We start from the raw sequence: 23,297 nt of genomic DNA, 5'->3' as shown, positions 1-23,297 counted from the left end.
TGATGCAATGGCGCGCAGTGTACCAGTTTTACAGGCCAATCGCCTCTTTTAGACTTTTGAGATAACGACGGCTCACCGGGACAGTCAGTCCGTTACGTAAAATCAGCTCAGCCTGGCCATTATCTTCCAGACGAATCTCCTGCAAATGGGCCATGTTGACCAGGTATTGTCGGTGGCAGCGCAGCAGCGGAGTACGGCTCTCCAGTGTTCTAAGCGTCAGCTCGGTGAATCCTTCTTTGCCATCGCTACTGGTCACATAAACGCCGCTCATACGACTGCTGACAAACGCCACATCATCCATTTGCAGCAGATAGATTCGGCTATGACCACTACATGGAATGAACTTAAGCGCCTGCTGATGTTCCGGCAGTAACGACACATCCTGCTTCGTGCGCTCCTGACGTAAACGGATCAGCGTTTTCTCCAGCCGCGTTTCTTCAATCGGCTTAAGCAGATAATCAAAGGCATGCTCCTCAAAGGCTTTCACTGCATATTCATCAAAAGCGGTGAGAAAAACGATATACGGGCGATGCTCGGGATCAAGCATACCTACCATTTCCAGGCCGCTAATACGCGGCATCTGGATATCGAGGAACAGCACATCCGGTCGCAGCTTATGTACTGCACCAATGGCCTCTACCGCATTCGAACACTCTCCGACTATCTCGATGTCGCTTTGCTCCTGTAACAGGATCCGCAGGTTCTCCCGCGCTAACGGTTCATCATCGACGATCAGCACTTTGATCATGCCAGTTCCTCCAGAGGAAGTCGTAAAGTAATCCGGGTAAAGAGGTCAGGCTCACAGGCTACGCTGATACCAAAATCATCGCCAAACCGTTCCCGCAGGCGTTTGTCCACCAGACTCATTCCAAGCCCACTGGACTCAGTCGTAGGCTGATACAGTCCGGCATTATCTTCAATATCCAGCATCAGATACTGCCCTTCCTGACGAGCAGTGATAGAGACTTCTCCGGTATCAAGTAGCTGGGAAGTGCCATGCTTAATCGCATTCTCAACTATCGGTTGCAGAGTAAACGCAGGCAATTGCTGATGCGAAAGCGCTTCCGGGACCGTTAAGGTTACCTGCAGACGCGACTGGAATCGTGCCTTTTCAATTTGTAGATAGGCATTTACGTGTTCGATTTCATCAGCCAGCGTCACAATTTCCGACGGACGTTTTAAATTCTTACGAAAGAAAGTCGAGAGATATTGCACCAGTTGGCTGGCCTGTTCGCTGTCACGACGGATCACAGCTTTAATCGTATTCAACGCGTTAAACAGAAAATGGGGATTAACCTGAGCGTGCAGAAGTTTGATTTCAGACTGAGTCAGCATCGCTTTTTGTCGCTCATATTGTCCGGCCAGAATTTGCGCGGAAAGCAACTGGGCAATCCCTTCCCCCAGCGTGCGGTTAATTGAGCTAAAGAGACGGTTTTTGGCTTCATACAGTTTAATCGTCCCCATCACCCGTTGGTTTTCACCACGCAACGGGATCACCAACGTCGACCCTAATTTGCATTGCGGATGCAGTGAACAGCGATAAGGCACTTCATTACCGTCGGCATACACGACCTCTCCGGTTTCAATCGCCCGTTGGGTGTATGAAGAAGATATGGGCTTGCCTGGCAGATGGTGGTCATCACCAATGCCGGTAAAGGCCAGCAACTTCTCGCGGTCAGTAATCGCCACCGCACCGATATCCAACTCTTCATACAGCACCTGAGCAACCTTCATGCTGTTAACCTCGTTAAATCCCTGTCGCAGAATCCCCTCCGTAGAGGCAGCAACTTTTAGCGCAGTGGCAGAAAACGCCGAGGTGTATTTTTCAAACATCGCGCGTTTGTCGAGCAGAATACGCATAAACAACGCAGCGCCAACGGTATTGGTCACCATCATCGGCGCGGCAATGTTACTGACCAGATGCAATGCATTCTCAAAGGGGCGCGCAATCAGCAAAATGATGAGCATCTGCACCAGCTCGGCAACAAAAGTAATCGCGCCAGCCGTCAGCGGGCTAAACACTTTATCAGTACGGCCTCGTCGAGTGAGTACACTGTGTACCAGCCCCCCAAGCAGGCCTTCCACTATGGTCGAAATCATGCAACTGAGTGCCGTCATGCCCCCCATCGAATAGCGATGAAGACCGCCGGTCAGGCCAACCAGTCCCCCAACAACAGGCCCGCCAAGCAGCCCGCCCATCACCGCGCCGATGGCACGGGTGTTCGCAATGGAGTCTTCAATATGCAACCCAAAGTAGGTGCCCATAATGCAAAAAATGGAGAAGGTGACGTAGCACAGAAGTTTGTGCGGCAGTCGAATAGTGACCTGCATCAGCGGGATAAACAGACGCGTCTTGCTCATTAACCACGCGATAACGAGAAACACGCACATCTGCTGAAGCAGCAGCAACACCAGATTAAACTCGTACATACCCGCCAACCACACATTTCTTAAAAGCGCGTAACATACATGGGCTGCGCATAACTTTCTTTGAACTGTTGCAAAAAAACAGGAATTTGTGAGAACGATCACTCGAAAGCGCGGGTATGACGACAATCTCACCCTTCTTCTGATCAAAAAACAGACAAAACTACCTGGTTCGCAAAAGAGCGTCTAAAGTAAAACTGGGACCTCGCGAGCAAGAGTGAGACAACGATGGCGCTTTACACGATAGGTGAAGTGGCTTTGCTTTGTGATATCAACCCTGTCACTTTACGTGCATGGCAGAGGCGTTACGGATTACTAAAACCTCAGCGTACTGACGGGGGGCATCGCCTGTTTAACGATGCGGACATTGACAGGATCCGTGAGATAAAACGCTGGATAAATAATGGCGTTCAGGTCAGTAAAGTTAAAATGTTACTCAGCAATGAGAACATTGATGTGCATAATGGCTGGCGTGAGCAACAAGAAACGCTATTGAGCTATTTGCAAAGTAACAATTTGCACAGCCTCAGGTTGTGGATCAAAGAGCGTGGTCAGGATTACCCTGCGCAAACGCTCAATACACATTTGTTCATTCCTCTGCGACGACGTCTGCAATGCCAGCAGCCCATTCTCCAGGCGCTGTTGGGGATCCTTGACGGTGTGCTCATCAATTATATTGCAATTTGCCTTGCCTCGGCGCGTAAAAAACAGGGTAAAGATGCCCTGGTAGTCGGCTGGAATATCCACGATACCACCCGCTTATGGCTGGAAGGTTGGGTCGCCAGCCAGCAAGGATGGCGTGTTGATGTACTGGCCCACTCGCTCAATCAGCTACGGCCCGAACTGTTTGAAGGGCGCACCCTGCTCGTCTGGTGTGGAGAGAACCAAACCCCTGCACAACACCAACAACTGGATGAGTGGCGCGCGTTAGGTCACGATATTTATCCACTCGGTATTTAATATTTTATTAACAAACGTGTACAATCCTTGAATTCACATAAGGAGTACAAAATGAGCGCAGCTAAAATCGGTGTTATAACCCTCTTCCTGCTGATGGCTATCGGTGGTATCGGCGGCGTGATGCTGGCAGGTTATACTTTTATTTTACGTGCCGGGTAAGGTAGTTCGCGAATCGCTCAAACCCGCGATCGATAATGACTGCGGCCAATGCGACCAGCAGCGCCCCCTGGATCACATAGGCGGTATTAAACCCGCTTAACCCAATAATAATCGGTGTTCCCAGCGTATTCGCACCAACAGTAGAGGCTATCGTTGCGGTGCCAATATTAATAATCACTGATGTGCGAATCCCGGCCAGAATAACCGGTGCCGCGAGCGGAAGTTCGACTTTGCGTAGCTGCTGCCCATGACTCATGCCCATCCCGCTGGCAATCTCTATTACGCTGGCAGAGATCCCTCCCAGCCCTGCCAGTGTTGCCTGTAAGATCGGTAACACCCCATACAGGATCAGCGCGATAATCGCAGGCTCCGGGCCAAACCCCATCACCGGTACAGCGATCGCCAGCACCGCAACCGGCGGAAAAGTTTGCCCCACGGCGGCAATCGTTTCGACCAAAGGTCTGAACTCTACTCCCCATGTTCGGGTTACCGCCACCCCGGCCCCAACCCCAATAACGACAGCAATCAGGCTTGAAATACCCACCAGTGTGAAATGCGCCAATGCGAGCGCCGTAAAGCTCTCTTGCTGATAAACAGGACGCGGTAATTGGGGAAACAACGCGCTGAATAGTGCCTGGCTGTGGGGCAATCCCACCAGCAACACCAGGAACAGCGCAATGAGCCACAGCAGAGGATCACGCAGATGTTTCACCGTGCGGTGTCTCCGAAAGCAGATCGTGGAAATGCAGCGTACCGCGGGCCGCACCCTGAGCATTCACTACCGGCAACACATCACAGCCACGGGCGACAAAAACAGATAACGCATCACGTAACGTCATCTCGTCCACCAACGGCTCACCCGCCAACTGCTCACCACGACGGATAAAATCCCCCACCGTACGCAGCGACAGCAGCCGTACCCCCAGCTCAGTGTGGCCAAAAAAGGTCCGCACGAAATCATTAGCAGGCGCAGTCAACATCGACAGCGGCGTGCCTTGCTGCACCACCTTGCCCGCATCCATTAACACCAGGTGTTCCGCCAGTCTCAGCGCTTCATCAATATCATGCGTCACCAGCACGATGGTACGACCCAACAGACGATGGATACGGCTCATCTCCTGCTGTAGCGCACTGCGTGTTACCGGGTCCAGCGCGCCAAAAGGTTCGTCCATCAGCAGGACCTGAGGGTCAGCCGCCAGCGCGCGTGCTACACCGACTCGCTGCTGTTGACCGCCGGAAAGCTGATGCGGATAACGGTGACGCAAATCCGCTTCCAGCCCCAGCAACGCCATCAGTTCTTCTGTTCGGTCATCAATACGTGCACGTGACCACTTTTGCAGCTGTGGTACGGTGGCAATGTTCTGGGCGACAGTCCAGTGTGGAAATAAGCCAATCGACTGGATGGCATAGCCCATGCGTCGCCTTAGTTCCAGCACCGGCAAACTACGGATCTCTTCTCCGGCAAAACGAATCTGACCACTGTCATGCTCGACCAGCCGGTTGATCATTTTCAGCGTAGTGGACTTCCCCGACCCGGAGGTCCCAATTAATACCGAAAAACTACCTTCGCCTAAATGCAGATTGAGATCGCTCACGGCCTGTTGCTGGTTATAGGTTTTATTGACATGGCTAAATTCAATCATCGTTTGTCACCTTCAGCAGCGCTAAGCCTAAATCAAACAGTGCATCAATCAGCACTGCCAGTACCACCACCGGAATCACGCCCAGTAGCACTAAATCAACGGCGCTACTGAGCAGCCCTTGAAAGACCAGCGCACCAAATCCGCCTGCACCAATCAATGCGGCAATGACCGCCATCCCCACCGTCTGAACCATCACCACCCGCAAACTGCGCAGGAAAATGGGTAGCGCTAACGGAAGTTGCACCGAAATAAAACGCTGACGCGCGCTCATCCCCATAGCCCGCGCACTCTCCAGCACATCACGCGGAACCTGATTCAGCCCGGCCACCACGCCACGAACCAATGGCAATAATGCATACAGCACCAGCGCAATCAGTGCGGGCGTCAGGCCCGTTCCCGCTACGCCGAGCGAGCCAAGCCACGGGAAATGCTTAACCAGTCCGGCAAGCGGCGCGATCAACAAGCCAAACAATGCGACGGAGGGGATCGTCTGGATGACATTCAGCACGGCAAATATTGGCCCCTGACGCGAAGTAGAAAAGGTGCACCAGATACCCAGCGGTACGCCAATACACAGCGCAGGCACCACAGTACCGAAAAGAATAGTGAGGTGCTGCACCAGAGCATCATCAAAGACATCCTGGCGGTTGGCATATTCTTTGAGCAAAGAAAGATCGTTAAGGGCACCGGACAGCAGCAGCGCCACTGGCACAATGACAATTTGTGCATGCAGTACCCAGCGCCACAGCGGCTGAGCGGTGATACGCCGAATGGCGTCGCTGCCAGCGAGCAACAACACCCCTAACCCAAGCCAGAAACCGCTCCCCAGACTGGTTCTGGCGACAGAAGTTCCTGTCTGAGCCAGATGCGTTGCCATTTTCCCGGCCATAAACAACGCCGCAATCACCAGTAACTGGACAACAACCAGCGTCAATACATTGCCGAATTTACCGGGTATGAAGCAGAGAACCACGAGCAGTAAAAGGGTTGCCGCCAGTCCCCACACCATGTTGGGCCAGACCTCCCAGAGTTGGCGACCTTCACCGGAAACCAGACGATTAGGGGCATAACTGATGAAAGGAAGCGCGGCTGCGGCCACGGTCAGAACCACCAGCAGCAACAGCACACGATTAACTGATATCTTCGACACAACACTCACCTGCTGCAAATCCGTTACTTCACCCATCCTTTTTGCTTCAGGTAATCTGCAGCGACTTTTTTCGCATCCAGCCCCTCAACGGCAATACTGGCGTTGAGCTGCTGCAGCGTTTTTTCATCCAGACTGGCAAAGACTGGCTGTAGCCATTCCCCCATTTGCGGGTAATCCTTGAGTACCACGTCACGCACGACTGGCGCAGGTGCGTAAATGGGCTGAACCCCTTTGGGATCACTTAATGTTTGCAGCCCCAGCGCAGCAACGGGACCATCGGTTCCGTAAGCCATTGCGGCATTAACTCCGGAGGTCTGCTGCGCCGCAGCTTTAATTGTCACCGCCGTATCGCCCCCTGCCAGTGACAACAATTGGTTCTGATTGAGCTTGAAGTCATACGCTTTTTCAAATGCGGGCAGCGCATCTGCACGTTCAATAAACTCAGCAGAGGCAGCAAGTTTGAAAGTCCCCCCCTCTTTCAGGTAACGGCCTAAATCCGCAAGAGAGACAAGTTTGTTTTTTTCAGCGATATCCTGACGTACTGCAATGGTCCAGGTATTATTGGCTGGCGCAGGCGTAAGCCAGATCAGCTTATTTTGCTCAGCGTCCAGTTTTTTCACTTTCTCGAAACCTGCCTGCGCATTTTTCCACGCGGGGTCGTTTTCATCTTTAAAAAAGAATGCGCCATTGCCGGTATATTCCGGATAAATATCCAGCTCACCGGAAGTGATGGCCCCACGCACCACGGGCGTAGTGCCCAGTTGTACTTTATTGACAGTTTTCACGCCGTGGCTTTCAAGCACCTGCAAAATAATATTGCCGAGCAGCGCCCCTTCGGTATCAATTTTTGACCCCACAGTGACGGGTGACGCGGCCTGTAAAGGCAAGCTTATCGTGGCCAGCAACGCCAGCGAACCCACCCATACCTTTGAGATTGTCATGCTGCTCTCCTCATCCTTTTGCTGCCCTTTTCAGAGACTTGAGGAAAAAGCATAGTTGAAAAATCCAGTCTTAACCTGGCTATTGGGGGGTAACACTGAGAGTTATTAGCGGTAAAGCGAGAACAAAATAAAAAAATCCGGCAACCCCAACGTGAATTTACCGGATGATACGATTTCGCAGGCCTGATAAACGTAGCGCTATCAGGCACTGCGCGTGGCGTTATTCACCAATTACAACAATTCAAACTCGCCCTGCTTCACTCTGGCGGAGTCTACGCCGATAAAGACGTTAAATTTGCCCGGCTCCGCATCGTATTTCATATGCTGGTTCCAGAACTTCAGCGCGTCAATATCAATGGGGAAACTGACGGTCTGGGTTTCACCTGGCTTGAGGTTCACTTTCTCAAAGCCTTTCAGCTGTTTGACCGGACGACTCATCGAGGCCGTCACATCCTGTAAATACATCTGAATGACTGTCGCACCTTCACGCTTGCCGGTGTTGGTTACCTGCACGCTGGCAGTCACGGTTCCGTCACGTTTCATTGTTGGTGCAGAGAGCTTCACATCAGACACGGTAAACGTGGTGTAGCTCAGGCCATAACCAAAGGGATATAGCGGGCCATTCGCTTCATCAAAGTAGCGCGACGTATATTTGTTCGGCTTATCGGCGTTATATGGGCGACCAGTATTAAGATGGCTGTAATAGACCGGGATCTGCCCCACCGATCGTGGGAAAGACATCGGCAGCTTACCTGACGGGTTATAATCGCCAAACAGCACATCAGCAATGGCGTTACCGCCTTCGGTCCCGGCAAACCAGGTCTCGAGAATCGCATCAGCCTGCTGATCTTCCTTCACCAGGGCCAGGGGACGACCGTTCATCAGCACCAGCACCAGCGGTTTCCCGGTTGCTTTCAGAGCAGCAATCAGATCACACTGGCTTTGCGGGATAGTGATATCGGTCCGACTAGAGGCTTCATGTGCCATCCCCTGCGCTTCACCCACTACCGCAACAACCACGTCAGACTGTTTCGCCGCGTTAACGGCTTCATCAATCATCTCCTGCGGCGAGCGTGGGTCAACTTTCACCGCCTCTTCGTACAGGTTAAGGAAGTCCACAATACCTTTATCGTTGGTGATATTCGCCCCTTTGGCGTAGACCACTTTACCTTTATCACCTATGGCATTTTTAATACCTGTCAGCACCGTGACCGACTGATCGGCAACACCCGCCGCAGACCAGCTTCCCATGACATCACGTTTGCTGTCTGCCAACGGTCCGACAACTGCCACAGTTGCTGTTTTTTTCAGAGGCAATGTTTCCAGACGGTTTTTCAGCAATACCAGGCTTTCACGCGCCACGTCACGGGCTTCTTTGCGATGCAAACGGCTTTCCGCGTTGGTGTCCTGTGGATCAGACTCTTTCGCCCCCAGGTGGCTGTACGGGTCGTTAAACAGACCCATATCATATTTTACATTCAGTACATGGCGCGCGGCATCGTCGAGTTCCGCCATCGTAACCTTGCCCGACTTAATCAGTCCAGGCAGATACTTACTGTAGTATTCATCGCTCATACTCATGTTAATACCGGACGTGATCGCCACGCGCACAGCATCTTCGGGATCGGACGCGGTTCCGTGCTTAATCAATTCTTTAATTGCACCGTGATCGGAAACCGTTATGCCTTTAAAGCCCCACTTATCGCGCAGCACGTCTTTGAGCAGCCAGGCATCAGAGGTCGCAGGCGTCCCATTCAGTGAATTAAGCCCCACCATTACCGCACCGCTACCGGCATCTAGTCCGGCCTTGTACGGCGGCATATAGTCGTTGAATAAACGCTGCGGACTCATATCCACGGTGTTGTACTCTTTTCCGCCCTCAACTGCGCCATAAGCAGCGAAGTGCTTGACGCTGGTCATCACGGAATACCTGTCGGCCGGGCTTTTCCCCTGCATCGCTTCCACCATGGTTTTGCCCATGATGGCAGTTAAATAGGTATCTTCACCAAAACCTTCGGACGCACGGCCCCAGCGCGGATCGCGCGAAACATCGACCATCGGCGCCCAGGTCATGTTCAGACCATCGTCTGCGGCTTCATATGCAGAAATCCGGCCAACTGTTCTGACCGCATCAAGGTTAAAAGAGGATGCCAGTCCAAGGCTTATCGGAAACACGGTACGTTGACCGTGCAGCACGTCATAGGCGAAAAAGAGAGGGATTTTCAGGCGGCTGAGTTCCATAACCTGATCCTGCATCTTACGGATATCCTGGCGAGTGACGGTATTAAAAATCGCCCCAACCTGTCCGTCTTTGATCATCTCACGGATGGCTTCTTTCGGGTTATCAGGTCCGACGCTTATCAAACGCAATTGCCCAATTTTCTCATCCACGGTCATCTGTTTGAGTAAATCGGTCACAAACGCATCCCGCGCTTCAGGCGTCAGTGGATGGTTACCAAACAAGGTGTCCGCCAGCGCTGGTTGCAACGCCAGGCCCACCGCGACACCTACAGAACATAGCCATTTCATGTTGATTCTCTCTTAATTTCTACCCGACGAGGCAGCGAAAATATAACAAAAACCGCAGCTTGCCGTAAGCCTAAACGGGAGTGGGGAAGAAAGCTAAGGATATTCTCTGAATTTTCAAAACCAGCATGAATCAGTGGGATACAACACAGAGACAATGCGAATGAGAAAGCGTATTGTCATACATAGCGCTATGCTTGTTCCTGATATTGAGTCCCACCACAAGGAGTGGAGAATGTCTTCCATTACAACAACTGATAATAAAGCGTTTCTGACTGAATTGACCCGCCTGGTCGGCCATTCACACCTGCTCACCGAACCGGCCAAAACTGCCCGTTATCGTAAAGGCTTCCGCTCGGGCCAGGGCGATGCGCTCGCCGTCGTTTTTCCCGGCTCGCTACTAGAACTGTGGCGTGTCCTCAACGCCTGCGTCTCGGCTGACAAAATAATCCTGATGCAAGCCGCCAATACCGGTCTGACCGAAGGCTCTACGCCTAGCGGCAATGATTACGATCGCGACATCGTTATCATCAGCACTCTGCGCCTCGACAAGCTGCACGTCATCGGCAACGGTGAACAGGTACTGGCTTATCCCGGTACGACACTTTATTCGCTGGAAAAGGCGCTCAAACCTTTTGGTCGTGAACCGCATTCGGTGATCGGCTCTTCCTGTATCGGTGCTTCCGTTATCGGCGGTATCTGCAACAACTCTGGTGGCTCGCTGGTACAACGTGGTCCGGCATACACAGAAATGTCGCTCTTTGCACGCATTGATGAGCAGGGCAAGTTACAGCTGGTTAACCATCTGGGTATCGAGCTGGGTCAGACTCCGGAGCAGATCCTCAGTAAACTCGACGACGAGCGGATCAAAGATGATGATGTCCAGCACGATGGGCGTCATGCACACGATCATGATTACGTTACCCGCGTCAGAGATATTGAGGCCGATACGCCGGCACGCTATAACGCAGACCCTGAGCGTTTGTTTGAATCTTCTGGTTGCGCCGGAAAGCTTGCGGTGTTCGCCGTGCGCCTGGATACCTTTGAGGCTGAGAAAAACCAGCAGGTCTTTTATATCGGTACCAACCAGCCTGAAGTGCTGACAGAAATCCGTCGTCATATTCTGGCCAAATTTGAACATCTGCCGGTCGCAGGTGAATATATGCACCGCGATATCTATGACATCGCCGAAACCTATGGCAAAGATACGTTTCTGATGATCGACAAACTCGGCACTGACAAAATGCCGTTTTTCTTTACGCTGAAAGGCCGCACCGATGCGATGCTGGAAAAAGTGAAAATTTTCCGCCCGCACTTTACCGACCGGGCGATGCAGAAGTTTGGCCATTTATTCCCCAGCCATTTACCGGCACGGATGAAACGCTGGCGTGATAAATACGAACATCACCTGCTGTTAAAAATGGCCGGTGACGGTGTAGCAGAAGCACAGAGCTGGCTGACTGAGTTTTTCAAAACCGCCGAAGGTGATTTCTTTGCCTGTACACCGGAAGAAGGTAGCAAGGCATTTTTACACCGCTTCGCAGCGGCGGGCGCGGCCATTCGCTATCAGGCCGTCCATGCGGATGACGTAGAAGATATTCTGGCGCTGGATATTGCGCTGCGCCGTAACGATACCGAATGGTATGAGCACCTGCCGCCGGAAATAGACAGCAAGCTGGTGCACAAACTCTACTACGGCCACTTTATGTGCTACGTCTTCCATCAGGATTACATCGTGAAAAAAGGCGTGGATGCTCACGAACTGAAAGAGCAAATGCTGGTGTTACTGCGTGAGCGCGGGGCACAATATCCTGCAGAACATAACGTGGGGCATCTGTATAAAGCACCAGAAACATTGACGCGTTTTTATCGCGAGAACGACCCGACCAACAGCATGAATCCGGGCATCGGCAAGACCAGTAAGCAGAAGTTCTGGAAAGAATCGTAGGCCCGATAGCGTAAGCGCCATCGGGCACGTTGCCCGGGGCGCTTCGCTTACCCGCCCTGCGGTTTAATCGTTTTGCGCGGTTTGCTCACCTGTCGCTGAACCCGCTGCCGCCATCTGTGCGGCTTTTTGTTTTTTATAGCTCAGCGCTGCGGCCGGAACAGGCATCACCTTGCCGGTTTCGATCCAGGTGCGTAAACGGCTGGCATCGGCAAAGTGGGTATATTTGCCAAAGGCATCCATCACCACCAGCGCAACCGGCTTGTTGTTAATGACCGTGCGCATCACCAGACAGTGACCCGCCGCGTTGGTAAAGCCGGTTTTGGTGAGCTGAATGTTCCAGTTATCACGGTACACCAGATGGTTGGTGTTACGGAACGGCAGCGTATAAGCCGGATTAGCAAAGGTCGCCATGTCTTCACGCGTCGTACTCAACTGCCCTATCAGCGGATACTGCTTGCTGGCAATCAGCAGTTTAGTTAAATCACGCGCCGTCGAGACGTTATGAATCGATAACCCGGTCGGTTCCACAAAGCGCGTCTGGGTCATCCCCAGTGATTTCGCCTTCGCATTCATTGCTTTGATAAAGGCGTTATAACCGCCCGGATAGTGGTGCGCCAGGCTTGCCGCCGCACGGTTTTCTGAGGACATCAGTGCCAGCAGCAGCATGTCTTTACGGCTGATTTCGCTGTTCAGTCGCACACGAGAATAGATGCCTTTCATTTCCGGCGTCTGGCTGATATCAACGTTCAGTTTTTCATCCAGCGGCAGTCGTGCATCAAGCACCACCATCGCCGTCATTAATTTGGTAATCGACGCAATCGGGCGCACGAGGTCCGGGTGGTTCGAATAGATAACTTTGTTGGTATTCAGATCAACAATCATCGCACTACCGGAAGCAATCTCAGGTTGAGATGCCACTGCGGTAGTCGCCGTTTTCGCTACGGCTTGGGGTGCAAAAGGAACTGCCAGCACCAGGGCAAGACTTAATAATGAAACTCGGAATTTCAGCATGATGAGGTTTCTGATAATGGTTCACGCACGTCACAACGCACACCGCCTGAAATAAGGATTATCTCAAGCTAGCTCTGGCATCATAGCGATCCGGCAGGTTTGCCGCTACAGAAGAATCATCTCGAAATGCTGCGTTGCTGACTTTTACGTCAACAACGCAGCGCAGACAGGTTGTACGCCTAGAACAATCGGTATCCGTACCCCCACAGGATCACCGTAATCGCCAGCAGAACCTCCAGCACCAGAACGCCGATTGCCAGCGTTGAGCTGGAAAAGCTCAGCCCTTCTTCTTTAGTGATATTCAGGAACGTTGGAATACCGAGATAGAGTAAATAGCCGGTGTAAAACAGCGCGATGGTTCCCACGAGCGCACACAGCCAGACCAGCGGATACAGCGCCACCAGCCCGCTTAAAAACAGCGGCGTGGCAACATATCCGGCAAAGACCATGCAATGCGCCAGCGACGGGCGTCGCGGGTAATTACGCGCCATCCACCAGATAACTCTGCCCATGATGGCCACACCCGCCAACATCACGCCGTAAAACAGAATTGCCATCGCAAATCCGGTAAACAGGGATAACTTCAGTATATTGCCGTCGCCAAAATTCCAGCCAATTTGCGTGGTGCCAATAAACGCACAAATCACCGGGATTGCCGCCATCAGCAGTACATGGTGGGTATAGTGATGCGAAACACTTTCGTTTTCGCTGTTGATCACGTGCATTTCACGATCGGGATGGGAAAACAGCCCCCAGACATGGTTCATACCGCCCCCTTCTTGTCAGCTCCGGACCTCAACACTTCAAGTATAATTCAGCTTTTGATTATTTTATGTACACATGAAAAATACCGATGCGCTGAGTTACTGCTTTTCCGGCATGAACAATTCACTGGGTGTATGCTATGGAGCGTGGAGGTCATACAACGTATGGATATAACGCATTATGTTGAGCAATACGGCTATGCGGCGCTGATTATTGGCAGCCTTGCCGAAGGCGAAACCATTACCTTGCTAGGCGGTGTTGCTGCGCATCAGGGAATTCTTAAATTTCCGTTGGTGGTGCTCTCCGTCGCGTTGGGTGGGATGATTGGCGATCAGTTACTCTTTTTACTTGGGCGCCGTTATGGCGGTAAAATTTTACGTCGTTTCTCGCGTCATCGGGCAAAAATCCACTACGCACAGAAGATGATCCAACGGCGACCCTATCTGTTTGTAGTCGGCACACGCTTTATGTACGGCTTTCGCGTCATTGGCCCGTTGCTGATTGGGGCCAGCCACCTACCGCCGAAGATTTTCATCCCACTGAATATCCTGGGGGCGTTTGTCTGGGCTTTGCTGTTTACCACGCTCGGCTATGTGGGCGGTGAAGTGATTGCCCCATGGTTGCATAGCCTCGACCAGCATATTAAACATGGGGTCTGGTTGGTTCTGGTTATCGGCGTTGTGGTGGCTGCTCGCTGGTGGATGAAACGGCGAAGTAAACACAAAGAACACTCGAATTGACCCGACATAAGCTTCTGCCGGGTCAGACTATCAGGAAGCGCGGTAACCGCCGCCCAGTGCGCTGGTCAGCTGTATAGAAGCATCCAGCCACTGTCCCTGTAGAACCAGACCATTAAGCTGTTCGCGTAATGCCGGAACTTTGGCCTCGCTAACCCGGGAACCCGCAATGATACCGGCGCTATATCGTGCCTGTGCAAGCCCCACGACGCGCTGTGCGTCATGTTCAATTTGCTGCTGGTGCTGGTTCTTCTGCGCCAGCGTTTCTACCTGTGATGCCGCACGCGCCACATCATTCACCGCATCGACCACTGCCTTGTTGTAATTTGCCACCGTCAGGTTGCTCTGCGCTTTCGTGATATCGAGATTCGCATTCAGTCTGCCGCTATCAAAAATAGGCAGCGTCAGTCCAGCCGTCACGCCCATCTGCTGTGCGAAATGGCGGAACAAATCGCTCAGATGCAGCGCATCCTGCTGTAAAAACGCCATCAGGTTAACGTCCGGATAGAATGCCGCTTTTGCCGCATCAATGCTGCTCAGCGATGACTCAATGTACCAATGTGCGGCCTGTAAATCAGGGCGGCGGGCCAGCAGCGAATAACCAAGCTGGGACGGTAGCTGGCTTTCTACCGCCGGTAGCGTCGTCGCTTTAAGCTTCATGACGGAAGATTGCGAGTTGGTCAGTGCGCTCAGCCGCGCTTCTATTACTTTCATTTTGCCGCTGACATCGTTCAGCTGCTGCTCCGTTTTACTGGAGTCGATATCCGTTTCAACACCTTCGACAGAAGAGGTAATCCCGTTTTGATACAGCTGACGATCGACAGTGATGACGTTCTGCTGCTCGTTTTTAATCTGCGTCAGCACGGTTTTCAGCGCCGCCTGAGTCTGCCACTCCCAGTACAGACGCGATACACCGCTCGCCAGTAACTGGCGAGTTTGCTCACGTTCAGCTTCGCGCGCTTTCACCTCACCAATACGCGCCGCCACTTCAGCCCGGTTTTTACCCCACAGATCCAGGTTCCAGCCTGCGGTTAAACCAAAGGTTCCATTGGTGTACCACGGCCCGGTAGTGCCTGCCGCAGGATCGGTAATGGCAAACGGTCCCATTAAACCTTCTGCCGACATTCTTTGACGTTCAACGTCTGCGGAAAAATCAACCTCTGGACCATCCTGTGCCTTAACCGCTTTAGCCTGCGCTTCTGCCAGTTGAATGCGCTGTTCTGCTACCTGCATGTCTGGAGAATTCTTGAGTGTGCTGTCAATCAACGCATTCAGCTGTGGATCGTGATACGCCTTCCACCATTGGCTATCCGGCCAACCATTTTTTAATGCCGCAGGCAACGCGGAGTCAACGTTCATAGCGGGCGTCTGCTGTGACAGCGATTGACGATTGTCATGCATAGGAGCACAACCGACCACCCAAATAAGCAGCGGCAAACATGCTGTTGCAACAAGAACAGAGTTACGATTCATGGGAATATACAGGTAAGAAAAGATGCACAGAGAGTACGACTTACCGCATTCTCTTTTTTAGTTACGCGTGGCAATACATCTTTTGAAATAAAACCACATTATTAAGAAACATATACATAGCAAATGATTCTGTCAAAATAATTCCATTGAATTATAAATGGAGGCGTAATGCCACAAAATATCTATGATGACCCGACATTCTTTGCCGGATATGCCACGCTGGATATTTCACAGAGGATGTTATCCAGGGCGCGCAGCATGACACCCGCGGATGAGATTGTTTATCAGCGTACGTAAGCCTGTGTAATCCTGATGGCGCTGCGCTTATCCGGTCTACGAATTACGCATCCGCTCCGTAGGCCGGATAAGGCGGTTACGCCGCCATCCGGCAATAAATCAGGCAGCACTTGTGATGGCCTGAATCGCGCGTGCAATATCCGGTGAATTATTCAACGCCCTAATTTTCTGAAACAGTTCTGTCGCTTCAACATATTCTTTACGAAGATATCCCAGCCACTGTTTGATACGTGCCACATGATACAGCCCGGTATCACCCTGTTTTTCCAGTCGGGTATATTTTTGCAATAATGTCACGACCTCAGGCCACGGCATACGTGGTTCGTTATATTTCACCACGCGACTCAAATTCGGGATATTAAGTGCACCGCGCCCTATCATGACGGCGTCGCATCCGCTAATGGCCATACAGTCCTGTGCGCTTTGCCAGTCCCAGATCTCACCATTCGCGATAACCGGGATATTGAGACGCTGGCGAATCTCGCCAATAGCCTGCCAGTTAATGTGCTCGGCCTTATAACCTTGCTCTTTAGTTCGACCGTGCACCACCAACTCGCTGGCTCCGGCCTGCTGGACGGCATCAGCAATTTCGAACTGCCTGTCACTGCTGTCCCAACCCAGACGCACTTTTACCGTCACCGGTAAATGGGCCGGAACCGCGTCACGCATGGCCTTCGCGCCACGGTAAATCAGTTCGGGGTCCTTCAGTAAAGTTGCGCCACCGCCGCTGCCATTCACCAGCTTCGACGGGCAGCCACAGTTTAGATCGACGCCATACGAACCCAGCTCAACCGCGCGGGCTGCATTTTCTGCCAGCCACTGCGGAAACTGCCCCAGCAGTTGTATACGCACCGGTGTACCGGATGTTGTGCGGCTGGCGTTAAGCAGCTCTGGGCAAATGCGGTGAAAGACTTTTACCGGCAGCAGTTGATCCACCACGCGAACAAATTCGGTGATACAGAGATCATAATCATTCACTTCAGTCAGCAACTCGCGCACCAGTGAGTCGAGCACGCCTTCCATCGGCGCCAGTAAAACACGCATATTGTTACCCGCAAAAAAGAGAGGCGCTATGGTAACGTCTCTATGCAGGAGATTAAAGCGTCTCAGCGCCGGGCACAGGTTTGGTTATGCTGATTGGGGGCATTGCCTGATGTTCCTGATATCTATTTCCACTATGCTTAGAATTCATGATGTGATCGGTAGCACGTTTTAAAGTTTAATTGTATGATGAATCAGTCTCGTCAAGGGTTTCAATTATGAGCAAGTCACTGAACATTATCTGGCAATATTTACGCGCGTTCGTCCTCATTTATGCCTGCCTCTATGCAGGTATTTTTCTTGCATCACTGCTGCCGATAACGATTCCGGGCAGCATTATCGGCATGCTGATTCTGTTTGTATTACTGGCATTACAGATCTTACCGGCAAAATGGGTAAACCCGGGTTGCTACGTACTGATACGTTACATGGCCCTGCTGTTTGTCCCGATTGGCGTGGGGATCATGCAGTACTTTGACTTGCTTCGCGCACAATTTGGTCCGGTCGTGGTGTCCTGCACCATCAGTACGCTGGTCGTATTCCTGGTAGTGAGTTGGAGCTCGCACATTGTTCACGGCGAACGCAAAATCGTTGGCCAAAAAGGGTCTAAACAATGATGTCGTATATCTGGTGGTCGTTACCCCTCACCCTGGCGGTATTTTTTGCTGCACGTAAGCTGGCAGCGCGATTTAAACTGCCGTTGCTGAATCCGCTGCTCGTCGCGATGGTGGTGATTATTCCCTTTCTGATGCTGACCGGTATCCCCTACGATCACTACTTCAAAGGCAGCGAGGTGCTGAACGATTTATTGCAACCTGCTGTCGTCGCTCTGGCCTATCCGTTATATGAACAGCTGCACCAAATCCGTGCCCGCTGGAAATCCATTATCGCAATCTGTTTTGCCGGCAGTGTCGTGGCCATGGTCACGGGCACGTCCATTGCCTTGCTGATGGGAGCTTCACCGGAGATTGCCGCCTCTATTATGCCTAAATCGGTAACCACACCTATCGCGATGGCTGTGGGAGGAAGTATCGGTGGTATTCCAGCAATCAGCGCAGTGTGCGTCATTTTTGTCGGTATCCTCGGTGCCGTATTTGGCCATACCCTGCTGAATGCAATGCGCATTCGCACTAAAGCAGCACGTGGACTGGCAATGGGTACGGCTTCACACGCCCTGGGCACGGCTCGCTGTGCTGAACTGGACTACCAGGAAGGGGCATTTAGCTCACTGGCGCTGGTGATTTGCGGGATTATCACCTCATTGGTTGCCCCCTTCCTGTTCCCGGTTATCCTGGCAGTAGTAGGCTAATCTGTATTTTTAAGCTGTTTATTTGCGATGCGTTGCACATTTTTCATTTAAGTTTCATAAGTTGCATACACAATGAGATTTGGATCACATATAAAGCCCTGCCAGGCCCGTAAACTACGGTTCCATTACATTGTTATGAGGCAACGCCATGCATCCACGTTTTCAAACTGCTTTTGCCCAACTCGCGGATAACTTGCAATCAGCCCTGGCCCCTATTCTGGCGGATGAACATTTCCCCGCCATGCTGACGGCTGAGCAGGTATCTTTGCTTAAACGCGAATCGGGACTGGACGAAGACGCGCTGGCATTCGCTCTGCTGCCTTTAGCTGCGGCCTGCGCACGCACCCCGCTGTCCAACTTCAACGTTGGCGCAATCTCACGAGGTATCAGCGGAACCTGGTATTTCGGTGGGAACATGGAGTTTCTTGGTGCAACAATGCAGCAAACCGTTCACGCCGAGCAGAGCGCGATTAGCCATGCCTGGTTACGTGGCGAAAAAGGACTCGCCGCGATTACCGTCAACTACACCCCTTGCGGGCACTGCCGTCAGTTTATGAATGAGCTGAACAGCGGACTGGATTTACGTATTCACCTGCCAGGGCGTGAACCACACGCACTACGCGACTATCTGCCGGACGCTTTTGGGCCAAAAGATCTCGACATCAAGACGCTGCTGATGGACGACCAGGATCACGGCTTCGCGCTGCAAGGCGATGCGCTCACCCAGGCGGCGATTGCCGCAGCAAACAGATGCCATATGCCCTACAGCAACTCCCCGAGTGGCGTGGCGCTGGAGTGTAAAGATGGTCAGATTTTCAGCGGCAGTTATGCTGAAAACGCCGCCTTCAACCCAACGCTGCCACCGTTGCAGGGTGCATTAAACCTGTTGAGTCTGAACGGTTACGACTATCCGGACATTCAACGTGCGGTGCTGGCAGAAAAAGCGGATGCGGCGCTTATCCAGTGGGATGCGACGTCTGCCACCCTGAACGCGCTGGGCTGCGATAATATCGAACGCGTACTGCTCGGTTAAGTCGTGACGCCCGGTGGTGTTGCACTTACCAGGCCTACAAGCCAACCGTACAGTATGTTGGCCCGATAGTCGCTGCGCCATCGGCAACAGTGACTAAAATCCCCTCAATCAGACTGCTGTTTCTTGCGCTCCGTCGTTGGGTACAGTAGCCTGATTGAAATTCCATCCAATTATCGAGTTTTCTGCATGTTAAAGCGCGTGTTTTACAGCTTGTTAGTCCTGGCAGGCTTGCTGCTGTTGACAGTGCTTGGACTCGACAGATGGATGAGCTGGAAGACGGCCCCCTACATCTATGACGAATTACAGGATCTCCCTTACCGTCAGGTTGGCGTGGTCCTGGGCACGGCAAAATACTACCGTACCGGCGTCATCAATCAGTATTACCGCTACCGCATTCAGGGCGCATTAAATGCGTATAACAGCGGCAAAGTAAACTATCTGCTACTTAGCGGCGACAACGCGCAGCAAAGCTATAACGAACCGATGACGATGCGTAAAGACTTGATTGCCGCGGGCGTCGATCCTGCTGACATCGTGCTTGATTACGCAGGGTTCCGTACGCTTGATTCAATTGTACGCACCCGCAAAGTATTCGATACCAACGATTTCATCATCATTACTCAGCGATTCCACTGTGAGCGCGCGTTGTTTATTGCGCTACATATGGGCATTCAGGCTCAGTGCTATGCGGTACCCTCGCCAAAAGATATGCTTACCGTGCGGGTGCGCGAATTTGGCGCTCGCTTTGGTGCGCTGGCCGATCTCTACCTTTTTAAACGCGAGCCACGTTTTTTAGGTCCGCTGGTGCCCATCCCGACCATGCATCAGGTACCTGATGATGCTCAGGGATATCCGGCAGTCACTCCGGAACAATTACTCGAATTACAAAAGAAACAAGGAAAATAGGCATGGATGTACAAACTCTCTTCGTGGTATTGGCCTTTTTGCTCATTCCCCTCTTTTGTTTCCGTGAAGCCTGGAAAGGATGGCGCTCCGGGGCCGTAGATAAAATTAAGAAGAATGCGCGCGAACCGGTTTACGCTTATCGCTCTCAAGAGCCTTTGCAATTTTGGTCCTATGTGCTGGTTTATGCCGGGTGCGGATGTTTATCATTAGGTATGGTTGTTTATTTAGTGTTTTATCGTTAACAATATTGCCTTTATATTAGCGTTTGCGAATAACTAATATTATGATAACGGTTACCATTCCAATATAAGGGATTAATGCTGCCTGTCAGCATTTCCCTCACACCTTCTTCTATTTGTGAATCCTTTCACAGAATACTCTTCCTGCAGTGCTTAGCCTTAAGAATAGCCTTTCAATTTTTATATTTTGTTATTAACGGTTTGCCTTAATTTACTCAAGCATTAAGGAAGAAAATATGCCACAACAAAATTATCTGGATGAGCTCACGCCTGCTTTCACCCCATTATTAGCGATAAAAGAGGCTTCTCGTTGTTTATTATGTCACGATGCCCCCTGTAGCCAGGATTGCCCGGCACAAACTGACCCAGGGAAATTTATTCGCTCCATTTATTTCCGCAATTTTAAAGGCGCGGCTGAAACTATCCGGGAAAATAATGCGCTTGGTGCGGTGTGCGCCCGGGTATGCCCAACCGAAAAATTATGCCAGCGCGGATGTACACGTTCAGGAATTGACAAGCCTATCGATATCGCACGTCTGCAGCGATTTATTACCGATTTTGAACAGCAAACCGCAATGAAAATCTATCAGCCCGCAACAAAAACGCTGGGCAAGGTAGCCATCATCGGTGCAGGTCCGGCCGGATTACAGGCCAGCGTAACGCTGAGTAATCTTGGCTATGATGTCACCCTGTTCGAAAAGCAGGCCCAGCCTGGTGGCTGGTTGCGTTATGGCATTCCAGAGTTTCGTCTGCCACAGACGGTTTTAGATCATGAAATTGCCCGTATTGTGGAAATGGGCGTGACCATCAGATGCAATTGTGAAGTTGGCAATGCCCTCTCCCTTGAGCAACTCAAAACAGAATACCGCGCCGTACTGGTGACCGTAGGGATGTCTTACGGTTCTACGTTGCCTCTGTTTGACCAGGCGAATAATGTCGAAATTGCCGTCAACTTCCTGCAACGGGTCCGGCAGTCAGGCGGCGATATTACCGTAGCGCAAAGCGCATTGATCATCGGCGGTGGCGATGTGGCAATGGATGTTGCCAGTACACTGAAACTGCTGGGCTGCCCGTCTGTCACCTGTGTCGCGCGTGAAGAACTGGCCGAATTTCCTGCCAGCGAAAAAGAGTTCAACAGTACCCAGGCGTTAGGGGTATCGATTATTGACGGTTTCACTCCTGTGGCGGTTAGTGGAAATCGCGTAACTTTTAAGCACGTACGTCTGCCGGGAGAACTCTCGCTTGAAGCCGAACATATTATTCTTGCCGTCGGTCAACATGCGCTGCTTGATGATTTTGCCGCGTTAAAGCCACAGCGCAATCTTATCGATACGCACAATTACCAAACCGCCGATCCGGTTATGTTTGCCGCGGGCGATATTGTTAAAGGCGATAAAACCGTTGTATACGCCGTGAAAACCGGAAAAGAAGCCGCTCAGGCCATTCATCACTATTTAGAGGGAGCTTGCTCATGTTAACGAAAGATCTTTCTATTACTTTTTGCGGCGTCAAATTTCCCAACCCGTTCTGCCTCTCTTCTTCTCCGGTGGGCAACTGCTATGAGATGTGCGCCAAAGCCTATGATACCGGCTGGGGTGGTATTGTTTTTAAGACCATCGGTTTCTTTATTGCCAATGAAGTCTCCCCACGCTTTGACCATCTGACCAAAGAAGATACCGGTTTTATTGGCTTCAAAAACATGGAGCAAATTGCCGAGCACCCGCTGGAGGAGAATCTGGCCGCAATTCGCCGACTGAAACAGGACTACCCAAACAACGTCCTGATTGCGTCGATCATGGGTGAAAACGAAGAACAGTGGCAGGAGCTGGCTCGTCGGGTTGAAGAGGCAGGTGCAGACATGATCGAATGCAACTTCTCCTGCCCACAAATGACCTCACATGCCATGGGCAGTGATGTCGGGCAAAGCCCTGAGCTGGTCGAAAAGTATTGTCGGGCAGTTAAACGCGGCTCAGCCTTACCAATGCTGGCTAAAATGACACCGAATATTGGTGATATGTGTGAAGTAGCTCTGGCGGCTAAACGCGGAGGCGCCGACGGTATCGCGACCATCAATACGGTTAAATCCATCACCAATATCGACCTGAACCGAAAAATTGGGATGCCGGTAGTCAACGGTAAATCCAGTATTTCTGGTTACTCCGGCAAGGCCGTGAAACCTATTGCTCTGCGCTTTATTCAGCAACTGCGCATGCACCCTGAACTGCGCGATTTCCCGATTAGCGGCATTGGGGGAATTGAAACCTGGGAGGACGCCGCCGAGTTTCTGCTGTTGGGTGCTGCCACGCTGCAGGTAACCACCGGGATCATGCAGTATGGCTACCGAATCGTGGAGGACATGACCAGCGGGCTGTCACATTACCTCGCCGATCAAGGGTTTGATTCGCTGGAGGAGATGGTTGGTCTCGCCAATGCCAATATCATCCCCGCAGAGGAGCTTGATCGTAGCTACCTCGTCTATCCGCATATCAATCTCGAAAAATGTGTTGGCTGTGGCCGCTGCTACATCTCCTGCTATGACGGTGGGCACCAGGCGATGGAATGGAATGAAGAGACCCGTACACCACACTGCAACACGGAAAAATGCGTGGGCTGCTTGTTGTGCGGTCACGTTTGCCCGGTAGCCTGTATCGATCTCGGTGAGGTGAAATTTAAAACCGGCGAGAAAGCGCATGCGCTAACGTTGTAACGCTCACAAAAAAGCCCGGTGCAGA

22 protein-coding genes and 1 pseudogene are annotated in these 23,297 nt (G+C 51.8%); 12 read left to right on the top strand and 11 right to left on the bottom strand.

Translation table 11 applies throughout. The features are described 5' to 3' along the window. Positions 1 to 28: 28 nt before the first annotated feature. The gene (gene btsR / locus OGX95_RS08800; RefSeq protein ID WP_005129174.1) at positions 29 to 748 is read right to left on the bottom strand and encodes a two-component system response regulator BtsR; all 720 of its coding nucleotides are present in this window, start codon (positions 746 to 748) and stop codon (positions 29 to 31) included. Continuing rightward, a complete protein-coding gene (locus OGX95_RS08795; RefSeq protein ID WP_286629167.1) occupies positions 745 to 2,430 on the bottom strand; it encodes a sensor histidine kinase in 1,686 nt (561 codons plus the stop codon). Before OGX95_RS08795 ends, btsR begins: the two co-directional genes overlap by 4 nt. Before the next feature lie 225 nt (positions 2,431 to 2,655). Here OGX95_RS08795 and mlrA point away from each other — a divergent pair, with 225 nt between their 5' ends. Beyond that, the gene (mlrA, locus tag OGX95_RS08790) at positions 2,656 to 3,387 is read left to right on the top strand and encodes an HTH-type transcriptional regulator MlrA (protein WP_048211186.1); all 732 of its coding nucleotides are present in this window, start codon (positions 2,656 to 2,658) and stop codon (positions 3,385 to 3,387) included. A 51-nt stretch (positions 3,388 to 3,438) separates the two neighbouring features. Beyond that, complete coding sequence (locus tag OGX95_RS08785) at positions 3,439 to 3,546, top strand: protein YohO (RefSeq protein ID WP_003027354.1); 108 nt, start codon at positions 3,439 to 3,441, stop codon at positions 3,544 to 3,546. Here the strand turns inward: OGX95_RS08785 and OGX95_RS08780 are convergent. From OGX95_RS08780 to bglX, 5 genes are all read right to left on the bottom strand, one after another. Next, complete coding sequence (locus tag OGX95_RS08780; protein WP_286629166.1) at positions 3,527 to 4,258, bottom strand: ABC transporter permease; 732 nt, start codon at positions 4,256 to 4,258, stop codon at positions 3,527 to 3,529. The two genes, OGX95_RS08785 and OGX95_RS08780, sit on opposite strands and share 20 nt — an antisense overlap. Next, a complete protein-coding gene (locus tag OGX95_RS08775) occupies positions 4,242 to 5,189 on the bottom strand; it encodes an ABC transporter ATP-binding protein (RefSeq protein ID WP_286629165.1) in 948 nt (315 codons plus the stop codon). The genes OGX95_RS08780 and OGX95_RS08775 overlap by 17 nt, the downstream gene beginning before the upstream one ends. Continuing rightward, positions 5,182 to 6,375 (bottom strand): ABC transporter permease, encoded by a 1,194-nt coding sequence (locus OGX95_RS08770; protein ID WP_286629164.1) that lies wholly within the window; start codon positions 6,373 to 6,375, stop codon positions 5,182 to 5,184. The genes OGX95_RS08775 and OGX95_RS08770 overlap by 8 nt, the downstream gene beginning before the upstream one ends. Next, positions 6,363 to 7,280: a glycine betaine ABC transporter substrate-binding protein OsmF gene (gene osmF, locus OGX95_RS08765; protein ID WP_286629163.1), complete on the bottom strand. Its 918-nt coding sequence runs from the start codon at positions 7,278 to 7,280 to the stop codon at positions 6,363 to 6,365. The genes OGX95_RS08770 and osmF overlap by 13 nt, the downstream gene beginning before the upstream one ends. Before the next feature lie 231 nt (positions 7,281 to 7,511). Further along, positions 7,512 to 9,809, bottom strand: a complete 2,298-nt coding sequence (gene bglX, locus OGX95_RS08760; protein WP_286629162.1) for a beta-glucosidase BglX — start codon at positions 9,807 to 9,809, stop codon at positions 7,512 to 7,514. A gap of 232 nt (positions 9,810 to 10,041) precedes the next feature. On the opposite strand from bglX, the gene dld reads away from it, so the two are divergent. Beyond that, on the top strand, positions 10,042 to 11,754 hold the full coding sequence (gene dld / locus OGX95_RS08755) for a D-lactate dehydrogenase (protein ID WP_286629161.1): 1,713 nt from the start codon (positions 10,042 to 10,044) through the stop codon (positions 11,752 to 11,754). Positions 11,755 to 11,817: 63 nt separating this feature from the next. On the opposite strand, the gene pbpG is transcribed toward dld, so the two are convergent. Next, on the bottom strand, positions 11,818 to 12,765 hold the full coding sequence (pbpG, locus tag OGX95_RS08750) for a D-alanyl-D-alanine endopeptidase (RefSeq protein ID WP_286629160.1): 948 nt from the start codon (positions 12,763 to 12,765) through the stop codon (positions 11,818 to 11,820). A 179-nt stretch (positions 12,766 to 12,944) separates the two neighbouring features. Continuing rightward, positions 12,945 to 13,532: a Yip1 family protein gene (locus OGX95_RS08745; protein ID WP_271456631.1), complete on the bottom strand. Its 588-nt coding sequence runs from the start codon at positions 13,530 to 13,532 to the stop codon at positions 12,945 to 12,947. A gap of 162 nt (positions 13,533 to 13,694) precedes the next feature. Between OGX95_RS08745 and OGX95_RS08740 the strand changes: the two genes are divergently transcribed. Then, positions 13,695 to 14,270, top strand: a complete 576-nt coding sequence (locus OGX95_RS08740; protein ID WP_286629159.1) for a DedA family protein — start codon at positions 13,695 to 13,697, stop codon at positions 14,268 to 14,270. Between the two features lie 30 nt (positions 14,271 to 14,300). On the opposite strand, the gene mdtQ is transcribed toward OGX95_RS08740, so the two are convergent. After that, entirely contained in the window at positions 14,301 to 15,740 is a 1,440-nt protein-coding gene (gene mdtQ / locus OGX95_RS08735; protein ID WP_286629158.1) for a multidrug resistance outer membrane protein MdtQ, read from the bottom strand. A gap of 168 nt (positions 15,741 to 15,908) precedes the next feature. Here mdtQ and OGX95_RS08730 point away from each other — a divergent pair. Further along, positions 15,909 to 15,992, top strand: a pseudogene (locus tag OGX95_RS08730) (SAM-dependent methyltransferase); the annotation flags it as partial. Positions 15,993 to 16,136: 144 nt separating this feature from the next. On the opposite strand, the gene dusC reads toward OGX95_RS08730, so the two are convergent. Beyond that, positions 16,137 to 17,081 (bottom strand): tRNA dihydrouridine(16) synthase DusC, encoded by a 945-nt coding sequence (gene dusC, locus OGX95_RS08725; RefSeq protein WP_286629157.1) that lies wholly within the window; start codon positions 17,079 to 17,081, stop codon positions 16,137 to 16,139. Positions 17,082 to 17,296: 215 nt separating this feature from the next. Between dusC and OGX95_RS08720 the strand changes: the two genes are divergently transcribed. The 7 genes from OGX95_RS08720 (at position 17,297) to preA (ending at position 23,272) form a co-directional block, all read left to right on the top strand. Beyond that, positions 17,297 to 17,695 carry a CidA/LrgA family protein gene (locus OGX95_RS08720; RefSeq protein WP_005129194.1) on the top strand — a complete coding sequence of 133 codons (399 nt, stop codon included), beginning with the start codon at positions 17,297 to 17,299 and terminating at the stop codon, positions 17,693 to 17,695. Next, positions 17,692 to 18,387, top strand: coding sequence for a CidB/LrgB family autolysis modulator (locus OGX95_RS08715; RefSeq protein ID WP_271440062.1), 696 nt, complete (start codon positions 17,692 to 17,694; stop codon positions 18,385 to 18,387). Before OGX95_RS08720 ends, OGX95_RS08715 begins: the two co-directional genes overlap by 4 nt. A 148-nt stretch (positions 18,388 to 18,535) precedes the next feature. Continuing rightward, on the top strand, positions 18,536 to 19,420 hold the full coding sequence (cdd, locus tag OGX95_RS08710; RefSeq protein WP_286629156.1) for a cytidine deaminase: 885 nt from the start codon (positions 18,536 to 18,538) through the stop codon (positions 19,418 to 19,420). Between the two features lie 186 nt (positions 19,421 to 19,606). Further along, positions 19,607 to 20,326, top strand: coding sequence for an outer membrane permeability protein SanA (gene sanA / locus OGX95_RS08705; RefSeq protein WP_286629155.1), 720 nt, complete (start codon positions 19,607 to 19,609; stop codon positions 20,324 to 20,326). Between the two features lie 2 nt (positions 20,327 to 20,328). After that, a complete protein-coding gene (locus OGX95_RS08700) occupies positions 20,329 to 20,568 on the top strand; it encodes a DUF2542 family protein (protein ID WP_137382289.1) in 240 nt (79 codons plus the stop codon). 233 nt (positions 20,569 to 20,801) lie between these two features. Further along, a complete protein-coding gene (locus OGX95_RS08695) occupies positions 20,802 to 22,043 on the top strand; it encodes an NAD(P)-dependent oxidoreductase (protein ID WP_286629154.1) in 1,242 nt (413 codons plus the stop codon). After that, on the top strand, positions 22,037 to 23,272 hold the full coding sequence (gene preA, locus OGX95_RS08690) for an NAD-dependent dihydropyrimidine dehydrogenase subunit PreA (RefSeq protein WP_286629153.1): 1,236 nt from the start codon (positions 22,037 to 22,039) through the stop codon (positions 23,270 to 23,272). The genes OGX95_RS08695 and preA overlap by 7 nt, the downstream gene beginning before the upstream one ends. The last annotated feature ends 25 nt before the right edge of the window (positions 23,273 to 23,297 follow it).

The sequence above is a fragment of the Citrobacter sp. Cu233 genome, from assembly GCF_030332225.1.
Taxonomy (GTDB): domain Bacteria; phylum Pseudomonadota; class Gammaproteobacteria; order Enterobacterales; family Enterobacteriaceae; genus Citrobacter.
The sequence above is the reverse complement of the archived record's forward strand: the minus strand, read 5'-3'. Positions and strand labels throughout refer to the sequence as shown.

Coding starts and splice junctions, on each gene's coding strand:
- OGX95_RS08785 (WP_003027354.1), top strand. CDS start 3,439: ATGAGCGCAGCTAAAATCGGTGTTATAACCCTCTTCCTGCTGATGGCT.
- OGX95_RS08720 (WP_005129194.1), top strand. CDS start 17,297: ATGAGCAAGTCACTGAACATTATCTGGCAATATTTACGCGCGTTCGTC.
- OGX95_RS08695 (WP_286629154.1), top strand. CDS start 20,802: ATGCCACAACAAAATTATCTGGATGAGCTCACGCCTGCTTTCACCCCA.
- btsR (WP_005129174.1), bottom strand. CDS start 748: ATGATCAAAGTGCTGATCGTCGATGATGAACCGTTAGCGCGGGAGAAC.
- preA (WP_286629153.1), top strand. CDS start 22,037: ATGTTAACGAAAGATCTTTCTATTACTTTTTGCGGCGTCAAATTTCCC.
- mlrA (WP_048211186.1), top strand. CDS start 2,656: ATGGCGCTTTACACGATAGGTGAAGTGGCTTTGCTTTGTGATATCAAC.
- mdtQ (WP_286629158.1), bottom strand. CDS start 15,740: ATGAATCGTAACTCTGTTCTTGTTGCAACAGCATGTTTGCCGCTGCTT.
- sanA (WP_286629155.1), top strand. CDS start 19,607: ATGTTAAAGCGCGTGTTTTACAGCTTGTTAGTCCTGGCAGGCTTGCTG.
- OGX95_RS08740 (WP_286629159.1), top strand. CDS start 13,695: ATGGATATAACGCATTATGTTGAGCAATACGGCTATGCGGCGCTGATT.
- dld (WP_286629161.1), top strand. CDS start 10,042: ATGTCTTCCATTACAACAACTGATAATAAAGCGTTTCTGACTGAATTG.
- pbpG (WP_286629160.1), bottom strand. CDS start 12,765: ATGCTGAAATTCCGAGTTTCATTATTAAGTCTTGCCCTGGTGCTGGCA.
- OGX95_RS08700 (WP_137382289.1), top strand. CDS start 20,329: ATGGATGTACAAACTCTCTTCGTGGTATTGGCCTTTTTGCTCATTCCC.
- OGX95_RS08795 (WP_286629167.1), bottom strand. CDS start 2,430: ATGTACGAGTTTAATCTGGTGTTGCTGCTGCTTCAGCAGATGTGCGTG.
- OGX95_RS08745 (WP_271456631.1), bottom strand. CDS start 13,532: ATGAACCATGTCTGGGGGCTGTTTTCCCATCCCGATCGTGAAATGCAC.
- dusC (WP_286629157.1), bottom strand. CDS start 17,081: ATGCGTGTTTTACTGGCGCCGATGGAAGGCGTGCTCGACTCACTGGTG.
- osmF (WP_286629163.1), bottom strand. CDS start 7,280: ATGACAATCTCAAAGGTATGGGTGGGTTCGCTGGCGTTGCTGGCCACG.
- OGX95_RS08770 (WP_286629164.1), bottom strand. CDS start 6,375: ATGGGTGAAGTAACGGATTTGCAGCAGGTGAGTGTTGTGTCGAAGATA.
- bglX (WP_286629162.1), bottom strand. CDS start 9,809: ATGAAATGGCTATGTTCTGTAGGTGTCGCGGTGGGCCTGGCGTTGCAA.
- OGX95_RS08715 (WP_271440062.1), top strand. CDS start 17,692: ATGATGTCGTATATCTGGTGGTCGTTACCCCTCACCCTGGCGGTATTT.
- cdd (WP_286629156.1), top strand. CDS start 18,536: ATGCATCCACGTTTTCAAACTGCTTTTGCCCAACTCGCGGATAACTTG.
- OGX95_RS08775 (WP_286629165.1), bottom strand. CDS start 5,189: ATGATTGAATTTAGCCATGTCAATAAAACCTATAACCAGCAACAGGCC.